The 11,256-nt window shown below is 36.4% G+C and carries 14 protein-coding genes; 11 read left to right on the top strand and 3 right to left on the bottom strand.

The window, feature by feature from the left end:
- The 3 genes from GFJ36_RS24155 to murC all read left to right on the top strand — a co-directional run.
- Positions 1–1,612 (top strand): DNA translocase FtsK (locus GFJ36_RS24155; protein WP_242016033.1); only part of this gene is annotated, 1,612 nt, incomplete at its 5' end.
- 61 nt (positions 1,613–1,673) lie between these two features.
- Positions 1,674–2,792: a nicotinate phosphoribosyltransferase gene (locus GFJ36_RS24150; RefSeq protein ID WP_000658380.1), complete on the top strand. Its 1,119-nt coding sequence runs from the start codon at positions 1,674–1,676 to the stop codon at positions 2,790–2,792.
- A 253-nt stretch (positions 2,793–3,045) separates the two neighbouring features.
- Positions 3,046–4,356, top strand: a complete 1,311-nt coding sequence (gene murC / locus GFJ36_RS24145; RefSeq protein WP_000219461.1) for a UDP-N-acetylmuramate--L-alanine ligase — start codon at positions 3,046–3,048, stop codon at positions 4,354–4,356.
- A 54-nt stretch (positions 4,357–4,410) separates the two neighbouring features.
- Here the strand turns inward: murC and GFJ36_RS24140 are convergent, their stop codons facing one another.
- Together GFJ36_RS24140 and GFJ36_RS24135 are read right to left on the bottom strand one after the other, a co-directional pair.
- Positions 4,411–5,073: an HAAS signaling domain-containing protein gene (locus tag GFJ36_RS24140; RefSeq protein WP_087985434.1), complete on the bottom strand. Its 663-nt coding sequence runs from the start codon at positions 5,071–5,073 to the stop codon at positions 4,411–4,413.
- Positions 5,070–5,414 (bottom strand): PadR family transcriptional regulator, encoded by a 345-nt coding sequence (locus GFJ36_RS24135; protein WP_012261844.1) that lies wholly within the window; start codon positions 5,412–5,414, stop codon positions 5,070–5,072. The genes GFJ36_RS24140 and GFJ36_RS24135 overlap by 4 nt, the downstream gene beginning before the upstream one ends.
- A 143-nt stretch (positions 5,415–5,557) precedes the next feature.
- Between GFJ36_RS24135 and GFJ36_RS24130 the strand changes: the two genes are divergently transcribed.
- From GFJ36_RS24130 to GFJ36_RS24110, 5 genes are all read left to right on the top strand, one after another.
- Positions 5,558–6,106, top strand: coding sequence for a GNAT family N-acetyltransferase (locus tag GFJ36_RS24130; RefSeq protein WP_060486601.1), 549 nt, complete (start codon positions 5,558–5,560; stop codon positions 6,104–6,106).
- Positions 6,103–6,594, top strand: coding sequence for a GNAT family N-acetyltransferase (locus GFJ36_RS24125; RefSeq protein ID WP_060486600.1), 492 nt, complete (start codon positions 6,103–6,105; stop codon positions 6,592–6,594). Before GFJ36_RS24130 ends, GFJ36_RS24125 begins: the two co-directional genes overlap by 4 nt.
- Before the next feature lie 76 nt (positions 6,595–6,670).
- Complete coding sequence (locus GFJ36_RS24120) at positions 6,671–7,075, top strand: PH domain-containing protein (RefSeq protein ID WP_088082242.1); 405 nt, start codon at positions 6,671–6,673, stop codon at positions 7,073–7,075.
- A complete protein-coding gene (locus GFJ36_RS24115) occupies positions 7,072–7,254 on the top strand; it encodes a hypothetical protein (protein WP_042875795.1) in 183 nt (60 codons plus the stop codon). Before GFJ36_RS24120 ends, GFJ36_RS24115 begins: the two co-directional genes overlap by 4 nt.
- Positions 7,255–7,270: 16 nt before the next feature.
- Positions 7,271–7,705, top strand: coding sequence for a hypothetical protein (locus GFJ36_RS24110; protein WP_087985431.1), 435 nt, complete (start codon positions 7,271–7,273; stop codon positions 7,703–7,705).
- 40 nt (positions 7,706–7,745) lie between these two features.
- Here GFJ36_RS24110 and GFJ36_RS24105 read toward each other — a convergent pair whose 3' ends face one another.
- Positions 7,746–8,861, bottom strand: a complete 1,116-nt coding sequence (locus GFJ36_RS24105) for an aminopeptidase (RefSeq protein WP_046956172.1) — start codon at positions 8,859–8,861, stop codon at positions 7,746–7,748.
- A gap of 187 nt (positions 8,862–9,048) precedes the next feature.
- Here GFJ36_RS24105 and GFJ36_RS24100 point away from each other — a divergent pair, with 187 nt between their 5' ends.
- The 3 genes from GFJ36_RS24100 (at position 9,049) to GFJ36_RS24090 (ending at position 11,021) form a co-directional block, all read left to right on the top strand.
- Complete coding sequence (locus GFJ36_RS24100; RefSeq protein ID WP_001197725.1) at positions 9,049–9,561, top strand: DUF948 domain-containing protein; 513 nt, start codon at positions 9,049–9,051, stop codon at positions 9,559–9,561.
- The gene (gene ytxJ, locus GFJ36_RS24095; RefSeq protein WP_046956174.1) at positions 9,561–9,887 is read left to right on the top strand and encodes a bacillithiol system redox-active protein YtxJ; all 327 of its coding nucleotides are present in this window, start codon (positions 9,561–9,563) and stop codon (positions 9,885–9,887) included. Before GFJ36_RS24100 ends, ytxJ begins: the two co-directional genes overlap by 1 nt.
- A gap of 117 nt (positions 9,888–10,004) precedes the next feature.
- Entirely contained in the window at positions 10,005–11,021 is a 1,017-nt protein-coding gene (locus GFJ36_RS24090) for a CamS family sex pheromone protein (protein WP_087985430.1), read from the top strand.
- Positions 11,022–11,256: the final 235 nt, after the last annotated feature.

Below are 11,256 nucleotides of genomic sequence, written 5' to 3'. Positions count from 1 at the left end.
AGTAGAACCACAAGTGGAAGAAAAACCAATGCAGCAAGTAGTGGTGGAATCACAAGTGGAAGAGAGACCAATGCAGCAAGTGGTGGTAGAGCAAGTACAAAAGCCAACTTCAAGTACGGAAGTACAAGAGAAAGCATATGTTGTAAATCAAAGAGAGAACGATATGCGAAATGTATTGCAAACACCACCGACATATGCAATTCCGCCATTAACATTGTTGTCAATTCCGCAGCAGGCAGCTTTAGATAATACAGAATGGTTGGATGAACAGAAAGAATTATTAGATACAACATTTAATAATTTCCACGTTGGTGCACATGTTATTAACGTATCGCAAGGTCCAGCGGTAACTCGTTTTGAAGTACAGCCAGACCCAGGTGTGAAAGTAAATAAAATTACAAACTTAAGTGATGATATTAAACTGAGTTTAGCAGCGAAAGATATTCGTATTGAAGCACCGATTCCAGGGAAGAGTGCGATTGGAATCGAAGTTCCAAATAAAGAAAGTAAGCCAGTATTCCTTCGTGAAATTTTAAGAAGTCCTGTGTTTACAAAGAGCGAATCACCGCTTACAGTTGCGCTAGGACTTGATATTTCAGGCGATCCAATTGTAACGGATATTCGAAAAATGCCACATGGACTTATTGCGGGTGCAACGGGTTCTGGTAAAAGTGTGTGCATTAACGCAATTTTAACGAGCATTTTATATAAAGCGAAACCGCATGAAGTGAAGTTAATGTTAATCGATCCGAAGATGGTTGAGCTTGCACCATACAATTCTGTTCCGCATCTTGTAGCACCTGTTATTACGGATGTAAAAGCAGCGACAGCTGCATTAAAGTGGGCGGTTGAAGAAATGGAGCGTCGTTATGAATTGTTTGCGCACGCTGGTGCTCGTGATTTAACTCGTTATAATACGATTGTAAGTGGGCGAGAAATTCCAGGAGAGACATTACCTTATATCGTTATTGTCATTGACGAGTTAGCCGATTTAATGATGGTAGCACCTGGTGATGTTGAGGAAGCGATTTGTCGTATTGCGCAAAAAGCACGTGCTTGTGGTATTCATTTATTAGTAGCAACGCAGCGTCCGTCTGTAGATGTTATTACAGGTTTAATTAAGTCAAACATTCCAACGCGTATTGCGTTTACTGTATCATCTCAAGTTGATTCGCGTACGATTATTGATATTGGGGGCGCGGAGAAATTACTTGGCCGTGGTGATATGCTATTTTTAGGAAACGGTACGTCTAAACCAGTTCGTGTACAAGGTGTATATGTATCGGATGATGAGATTGAGAAAACAGTTGATCATGTGAGAAAGCAAATGAAGCCGAATTACTTATTTAAGCAAGAGGATTTATTAGCGAAAACAGAACAAGCTGAGTCGGAAGACGAATTGTTCTTTGATGCATGTCAATTTGTTGTAGAACAAGGGGGAGCGTCCACATCTTCTGTACAGCGAAAATTCCGCATCGGTTATAATCGCGCGGCGCGTCTCATTGAAGAGATGGAATCGCAAGGGATTATTTCTGAAGGAAGAGGAACGAAACCGAGAGATGTCCTTATTTCTGAGGATGAATTCGCTGCTATGCAGGAAACAAATGTATAGTAAACGGTTTTGCTGTATACTAATAGAAAATGTTGGATAGTAAAGTAGGGAGTAAAGCGACATGAAAGAAATTGAATTAAAATTAAAAGGTGAAATAAATAGACTAACAAATAGAACATTTAAATTTGACGAACGTGTTGGAGAAGGTTGGTTCTCTGCCGTTTACTTTTTAAAGACTAGAGAAATCATTGAAGAATTTCGCCCGAAAAGTGTTGTGACGATGCAATTTTTCCAAAAGGAAAATGCAGTTCTTTGCGGAACAGATGAAGTGATTGCGTTGCTACAGACATTCGCCAAAAATCCTGAGGAACTTGAAATTAACTCTTTAAAAGATGGCGATAATATTAGTCCGTTTGAAACAGTGTTAACAATTCATGGTCCTTATGAAAATTTCGGATTTTTAGAAGGTGTCATTGATGGAATTTTAGCCCGTCGTACATCAGTTGCGACAAACGTATATAACGTTGTCCAAGCTGCGCGTAGCGTAGATAAAGAAAAACCAGTTATTTTCATGGGAGATCGTGACGATCATTATACGCAACAAGCTGGTGACGGTTATGCAGCATACATCGGAGGTATGAGCGCACAAGCGACGCATGCGATGAATGAATGGTGGGGTAGAAGTGGTATGGGGACAATGCCTCACGCATTAATTCAAATGTTTAATGGTGATGTTGTGGAAGCGGCAAAAGCATATCATAAGAAATTCCCAGAAGATGAATTAGTTGTATTAATTGATTACAATAATGATGTCATTACAGATGCACTTCGCGTAGCGCGTGAATTTGGATCAACATTAAAAGGTGTACGTGTAGATACGTCGCGCACGATGATTGATCAATACTTCATTCGCCACCCAGAAGTACTTGGAACATTCGATCCACGTGGTGTAAACCCATCGCTTGTATTCGCACTTCGTAAAGCACTTGATGAAGAAGGATTCCAGCATGTAGACATCGTTGTAACTGGTGGATTTGATGAGAAGCGTATTCGTGAATTTGAAGCTCAAAACGTACCTGTTGATATATACGGAGTAGGAAGTAGCTTATTAAAAATGAATATTGGCTTTACTGGTGATAACGTAGAATTAAATGGAAAACCAGAAGCGAAAGCTGGTCGTAAATATCGTCCAAACCCACGTCTAGAGCGTGTTCAATTAGAAAAAAGAGAAGATATGTAAAAGAGAGAAAAACTGATAGGTGATTGACCCTATCAGTTTTTCTGTTATCATAGTATAGCGGCTTCTTTTTTGCTATAATGGATTTATTATGGACATAAAAAAGAAGTACGTACGAGTTTATCCTGATAAGTGAAGGGAAAGAATAACTTCACTACATCAAAAATGTATGATGATTACCAAAATAAGAAAAGATTCATATACTGTCTTATAGATAGGCCGTTGTATTAGTTCGAAATGTTGGAGGTTCTTTAAGATGACAGTTTACCATTTTGTAGGAATTAAAGGAACAGGAATGAGTTCATTAGCTCAAATTCTTCATGACATGAAGCATACTGTTCAAGGGTCTGATTATGAAAAGCGTTTCTTTACACAAACAGCGTTGGAAAAGCGTAATATCTCGATCCTTCCTTTTGATAAAAATAATGTAAAAGAAGGACAAGTGATTATTGCAGGAAATGCATTTCCTGATACGCATGAAGAAATTGTAGCAGCAAAAGAATTAAACATCCCAGTACATCGTTACCATCACTTCTTAGGTGATCTTATGAACCAATACACAAGTGTTGCTGTAACTGGTGCACATGGAAAAACATCAACAACTGGTTTGTTAGCCCATGTAATGCAAGGTGCACACCCTACATCGTACCTCATTGGAGATGGAACAGGGCATGGGGTAGAAAATAGTAAGTATTTTGTATTTGAAGCTTGTGAGTATCGTCGTCATTTCTTGTCTTACAATCCAGACTATGCAATTATGACAAACATTGATTTTGATCATCCAGATTATTTCTCAGATATCAATGATGTATTCAATGCATTCCAAGAGATGGCATTGCAAGTGAAAAAAGGTATTATTGCATGTGGAGATGATGAAGAACTTCAAAAAATTCAAGCGAAAGTACCTGTTATTTTCTATGGATTTGGAGAAGATAATGATTTCCAAGCACGTAACATTCAAAAGAGAACAGATGGTACTATTTTCGATGTATTCGTTCGTAATACGTACTATGACACGTTCAAAATTACAGGATACGGCAACCACAGCGTATTAAATGCATTAGCAGTAATCGCGCTTTGCCATTATGAAAACGTTGATGTAGAAGCAGTGAAGCATCAGTTAACAACTTTTGAAGGCGTAAAACGTCGCTTTAATGAAAAGCCAATGGGAGAGCAAGTTATCATCGATGACTACGCACACCATCCGACAGAAATTAATGCAACGATTGAAGCAGCTCGTCAAAAACATCCAGAGCGTGAGGTTGTCGCTGTATTCCAGCCACATACATTCTCACGTACAGAAAAGTTCTTAGATGAGTTCGCTGAAAGCTTAAGCAAAGCTGACCAAGTATACTTATGTGATATTTTCGGATCAGCACGCGAAAACAAAGGTGAATTAACAATCGAAGATCTGCAAAAGCGTATTGACGGTGCAGAACTAATTACAGATACAACAACGGATGTATTAAAGAAACATAAAAACGGCGTTCTAATTTTCATGGGCGCAGGAGACATCCAAAAATTCGAAGCAGCTTACGTAAAAGAAGTGCAAGTTGCAGAAAAGTAATAGAAAAGACGCATAGCTGTGGCTGTGCGTCTTTTTTGTTGTGTTTGATATATTTTAAAAAGCGTTGATATGTTGGTATTGTTTATTCTTTTTGTAGAGTTGTTTTAATAAGACGATATATAGTGAACTAACAAGTACATATCCAATTAAATAATAGAATGAAAACATATCGAATTGTTTTGTTATCATAATTCGAATCGCGAAAAATGCAAATGGAAGTGCGATTAAAAGCCTTGAGCTAATGGAAATTATTGTTTTAAAGTATTTTAATAAGTCTGTATTCCAATGATTTTCTCTACAGATAAACCAAATGTTGCTTGCAATAAAAGCTAGTACAAATGGTAAATTAGCTGAAATATTGATGAAACCTAATACGATAGGAACTGATAGAGCGCCAAGTGGACCGATAGATAGGCCGGAATAATATTTAATAAATGTATTTGTAGATTGCTGTGTATTTTGAATAACGTCTGTATATTCTACTGTAATTTCCTGTGCTAATTCTTTTGGAGGAAGAAATTCTTCAATCACTTGTGAAGGGATGATTTCTAATGGTATCCCTTCACTTTCTTTACTTAATGCATTTTCGTATAAATCGGATTTGATTTCTAGCACATGTTGTTCTCTTGCTGATGTAGGTAAGTTCGTTAACCCTTTATGAAGATCGTGTAAGAAAGAAGCAATGAGTTCATTTGAAAAGAATTGTTCCTTGTTCATTTTTTATCCTCTCCTTTAGCTAGTAACATTAGAGCTTGATACACTGCATCATAATCATGTAAGCGACTATTTAAAATTTCTCTCCCTTCGTCTGTAATTCGATAGTATTTTCTTTTTGGGCCATCACCGGACTCTTCCCAATAGGAAACAGCCCAATTGTTTTTCGTGATTCGATTTAATATAGGGTAAATCGAACCGTTCGGGATATGAAACACAGGGATATCTTGTAAGGCACTTGTAATTTCGTATCCGTACATAGGTTGTTTACTTATTAAAGACAAAATAGCGAGATCAAAAACACCTTTACGTAATTGAATTATAAAATTATCATTTTTTTCCATACTTTAACTATATATGATTCATACCTAGATATCAATCATATATAGTTGTTATTCTTATATAAAACCGAAAAAAGTGTGAATATTTAACATTTTATACCTAAAAATGTTAGAATAATAAGAAAAATAAAAGGGGACGAAAAAACATGTTCACACTCCGAGTAGACGACGAAATCGAATTACAGTTATTAGAGAAGCATCATAAAGAGGAACTATATCAATTAATAGACCAAAACCGTAATCATTTACGAAGATGGCTTCCTTGGGTAGATGGGATGAAATCTGCTGGTGCGTATGATGAAATTTGTCCGATGTGGTTAAAGAAGTTTGCAGAGGGAGACGGTTTTGAAAGTGGTATACGTTACAAAGGAAAGCTCGTTGGGATGGTAGGTATTCATCCAGTAAGTTGGGGGAAGAAAGCGGCCAGTCTCGGATACTACCTGGCAGAAGATGCTGGTGGGACAGGTATTATGACGCGTAGCGTGAAAGCTGTACTTCACTATGCATTTGAAAATTTAAAATTAAATAAAATAGAAATTAGATGCGGTGTTGAAAATGTGAAAAGCCGCGCTATTCCAGAGCGTTTAGGTTTTAAGTTAGATGGTATTTTAAGAGATGATGAATGGCTATATGATCATTTTCACGATATCGCTGTATATAGTTTACTAGCTTCAGAGTGGAAGGAGATTCGATGAACGAGAAGATACGCATTATTCCGTATGAAAGTACGTTTCAAGATGAAGTAGTAGATCTTATCGTTCATATTCAGCAAAAAGAGTACAATGTCCCCATTACGAAAGAAGAGCAGCCAGACCTGCTTGAAATAGAAACATTTTATCAAAGGAATCATGGAAACTTTTGGGTAGCAACTTATGATGATAAAGTAGTTGGAACAGTAGCTTTATTAGATATTGAGAATCAGCAAGTAGCGTTAAGAAAAATGTTTGTAAAAAAAGAATTTCGCGGAAAAGAGTGGGGCGCATCATATAAGTTGCTCCAAACAGCAATTTCGTGGGCTGAGAATAAAAAGCTGAAAGATATTTACTTAGGAACGACAGTGAAATTTTTAGCGGCCCATCGCTTTTATGAAAAGAATGGTTTTCAAAGTGTGAGTATAGATGAGTTGCCGAAAAACTTTCCAGTGTTACAGGTAGATAAGAAATTTTATAGGTACATTGTGTAAAAGGTCATTCAGAAATGGCCTTTTTTTATGAACTAAAATGGAAAAAGTGGTATAATTTAGGTTAGGGGGTGTGTGTATGAACATTCCGATTCAACGAAGTAAATCGGTAGTAATTTTCGTTTGTCTCACGTTAGCTTTTATGTTTGTATATCCACTTGTCATGATTGTCACAAATAAAGAGCAGTGGATGTCAGCGTTAATTGGAATGGGTTTATGTTTCCTTGTAAATGTACCACTCGTTTGGGAAGTATTTATTAAAAAGCATAAAGTAGAAAATGGTGTATTAAAGTACGGTATTTTAAATGATGATATCGTATTGAAAGAGATAAGAATCATTCGTCAAGTTGGTAAATATCTTGAAATAACGACGAATGCATACAAAGTACATATGGTGGCGATGCCGCAACATATGAATGAATTTTTGGCGCTTATTGAGAAAGAGAATCCAAAGGTGAAAATAGAAATGGTAGGCAAGATATGAAATATGTAAAACCATTGTTTTGTTTGGAAATTTTGTTTGTGCTTGTTGGCTGCACTAGAGTATATATGAAATGGGATCTGCCTCTATATGTACCAATATTAATAGGTACTATCGCAGTGGCGCTTTTATATTATTTTCATTTTCAGCAAACAAAAAGTGAGAAAAGTAGCTCCATGTAGTACAGGAGGATTAGAAATGAAAAAAGTCTTTATGTTATTTTTACTTCTGCTAACCGCATCCGTTCTTTTAATAGGGTGTGGTGCGAAGAAGGAAAGGGCTGATATGAACTTTGATAAGGCACAAAAGGTTGAGATTGAATTACTTACGGATTCAAGTGATAAAAAAGTAATTACTGATAAGAAAGAAATTGAAAAGCTGTTTGAAGTCATGAAAATGGATAAGTGGGAAATGCAGTCGGCTCCTTTAGATACTCCGCAAGGGAAAACATTTAAAATGTACCAAGAGGATACAAAAAAATTATCGGAGTCGAGTAATGATAAAAAAGAGTTACATGAAATTGGTACGATGACAGTATATAAAGATGTCCCTTATGTCGAAGTTGAAATGAAAAATAAGAAAATGAGTTTTAAAGTGCCAGAAGATGTGGCGAAAGATTTATTAAATTATTAATAAAAAAAACGCTCGGAGAACATTCCGAGCGTTTTTTTTATTATTTTAAGTTCTCTGGGTTTAAAGCTTCTAGTTCAGATACAACGAAGCGTCCGTCTTTACGGATTAGTACGTCGTCGAAGTAAATTTCGCCGCCGCCGTATTCAGGGCGCTGGATGCATACTAAATCCCAGTGAATGTTCGAGTTGTTGCCGTTCCATGCATCTTCGTAAGCTTGTCCAGGTGTAAAGTGGAAGCTGCCATCGATTTTTTCATCGAATAGGATGTCTCCCATTGGATGTAAGATGTATGGGTTTACGCCAATTGCGAACTCACCAACGAAGCGTGCGCCTTCGTCTGTATCGAAGATTTTGTTAATGCGCTCTGTATCGTTTGCAGTTGCTTCAACGATTTGACCGTTCTCAAATTTAAGTTGTACATTTTCAAATGTATAACCGTTGTAAGGAGATGGTGTGTTGTAAGAAACTGTACCATTAACAGAATCGCGAACTGGTGCAGAGTATACTTCACCGTCTGGAATGTTTAAATGACCTGAGCATTTAATAGCTGGAATATCTTTAATAGAGAATGTTAAGTCAGTTCCAGGGCCAGTTAGGCGAACTTTATCAGTTTTATTCATTAATGTAACAAGGCTATCCATCGCCTTATCCATTTTACCGTAGTCTAAGTTACAAACTTCGAAGTAGAAGTCTTCGAAAGCTTCTGTGCTCATTTTAGCAAGCTGCGCCATAGAAGCATTTGGGTAGCGAAGAACAACCCAGCGCGTTTTCGGAACGCGGATGTCTCTATGAACCTTCTTACCAACTGTTTGACCGTGAATTTGCATTCTTTCACTTGGCACGTCAGCTTGTTCGTTAATGTTATCGCCAGAGCGAAGACCGATATAAGCGTCCATATCTTTCATTACGCTTGCTTCATATGCAGCGATTTGTTCAAAATGTTCTTCAGTAGCACCCATTAATAAAGAGCGATCTACTTGATGATCTTTTAAAGAAACGAATGGGAAACCACCAGCTGCATATGCTTCTTTTACAAGTGCAGTTACAAGTTCTTTTTGTAAGCCAAAGTTTTCAATTAATACTTTTTCGCCTTTTTGTAAGCGGATAGAGTAGTTAATTAAATTGTATGCTAACTTTTCAATGCGTGGATCTTTCATATGTAAAGCCTCCCTACTAATTATGTATCCTCTCCTATTGTAACCTACTTAGTGGAATTTGTTGAATCATTTATGTTAAAGTTAACGAATAAGTATGAAAATTCTAATGAAAAGATAGGGATTAGAACGAAACGGAAAATGATTGTATAATAGGGGAAAGTATGAAAAAGATAAAGGAAGTGATGAAATGCAAGTTCTTTTATATGTAAGTGCGGCTATTATCGCGGTTGCTTTCGCTGTATTAGTAGTATATGTATGCAGAACGTTGTTATCGGTTCAAAAGACGTTAGAAAACGTTGCAAGCACGTTAGAAGGTTTAGAAAAGCAAATGCAAGGGATTAGCGTAGAGACGGAGCAATTATTACATAAAACAAATGCGTTAGCTGATGACATTCAACAGAAATCACAATCATTAAATAAGGTAGTATCGGGCGTAGATGGAATTGGAACGACAATCCATTCTTTAAATACGAAACTTCGTAATGTATCAGATTCTGTTACGGACGAAATTGAAAATAATGCCGATAAAGTAGCGCAAGTTGTACAGTGGAGTAGCGCAGCAATTGAAGTATACAATCATTATCGTGCGACAAGACAAGAGAAAAAGGTTGAAAAAGAAGAGCGTAAATTAGAAAGACTTGAGAAAAAAGCTGAAAAGAAAGAAAAGCGCTCTAGACTTCGTATGAGAGGTGAATCGTGATGAATATGACAAAAATTGAAGCAATTGAAGAACTTGAAGTATTAGTAGAAAAAAACGAGCCCTATGTTCTTTTTAAACATAGTACGACATGCCCGATTAGTCACGGTGCATATACAGAATTTCAAGCGTATTGTAGTGAAGAAAGAGCAGTACCAGCGTATTACTTATACGTACAAGATGCGAGAGATGTTTCGAATCGTGTTGCAGAACAGTACAGCATTAAACATGAATCTCCGCAAGTGTTATACATAAAAGATGGTATGGTAGTATGGAATACGTCTCATTGGAACATTAAAAAAGACGCTTTAGAAGAGAATATTAAGTAAAAAGAAGCAAGCGAAAGGTGCTTGCTTCTTTTTTTTGTTTTTGTTGAAATATATTTAATGGTACACTGTTATTAGTTCAAATTAAATAATTAGATTGTTGAAAGTAGGTTTTAAGTAATGAAGAAAATGGCATTATCCTTCGCGGTCGTAAGTTTATTACTAGGAGCTTGTAGTAATGATACGATTAGTAAGAAGGATGAAGTTATACAGAAGGATACGAAAGAAAAAAGCATGATTCCGAGAACTGCTGTTTCGAAAGATTATTATAGAACTGTAATTCCTTTAAAAGAACAAAAGGTTATCAATACAGCTAATATAACAACAAATTCTAAATTAGATTTAGCAGAGTATGAAAATGGTTTAATGAATATTGCAAAAGAGCAATTTGATACAGAAAATCATGTACTACAATTAAATCAGTATATTCCGGAGAAGTTAGTTGATGAACTAGTCGCAAAAGTAAAAGCACCCGTTTTGACGAATATTATAGAACAAGACTATTTCGGAAAACAGAATTCAAACGAACTAAGTTTATCTGGTGTTATGATCGGTTTAGCCATGTCTTCAAGTGTATCGAATGAAGAAGCTATGTCTAAGGGTACTGAAGTTGCCAAGCAACTTATTGAAGCGATTAATAAAAATGACAAGTATAATAAGTCTCCAATTACGTTTGCTATCTTTAAGCAAGAAAGTACAAGTTCTTTAAAAAATGGAACGTATATTGCTAGTGCTACCGTTCAAAAGAATGATACGAACCTTGGAAATTGGAGTACGATCGATGAACAAGCGTATTCATATCCTTCTGATGAATTTAAACAAGCACATGGAGAAGATAATACAAAAATAACTGACTTTGCTAAGGCAATAAAAGATTTTTCTCCGGCAGATTTTATCCCAGTAAATGCTAAAGTTTCTTACAAGAAAAATCAGATGGATACATTAAATATGAATATCGTTATTAAATATAACGGTAAAACAGAATTAATGGCTCTTACTCAAATGGCTGCTCAAAGTATGTTAGAAAAATTACCTAAAGATGCGAAAGTACAATTGCAGATAAAGTCCGAGAGTAAAATTGAGGCAATTATTATAAAAGAGAAAAACAGCGAAAAACCGTTTGTTTCCTTCTTATAAAAAAAGACAGTGTTTAAACTGTCTTTTTTTATTGTAAGTGAAAAGGTACGATGGGAAGGAGCGCTGCGTAATACGCTTCCTATATCCGCTGCGCCGATTTTAAAGAAAGCAACACATTTACCTGTCGTTGCCGATATAACGCATTCTACAGGGTGATGTGACCTTCTATTGCCAGCCCAGATCCAGCGCGCATCAAATGAATATCATTGTCGGTTTCTGTCGGTAAGTCGATATA

Source organism: Bacillus sp. EE-W1, from assembly GCF_009760835.1.
GTDB classification, from domain to species: domain Bacteria; phylum Bacillota; class Bacilli; order Bacillales; family Bacillaceae_G; genus Bacillus_A; species Bacillus_A wiedmannii.
Note: the sequence above shows the minus strand (reverse complement) of the source record. Positions and strands in the feature narration are given on the sequence as shown.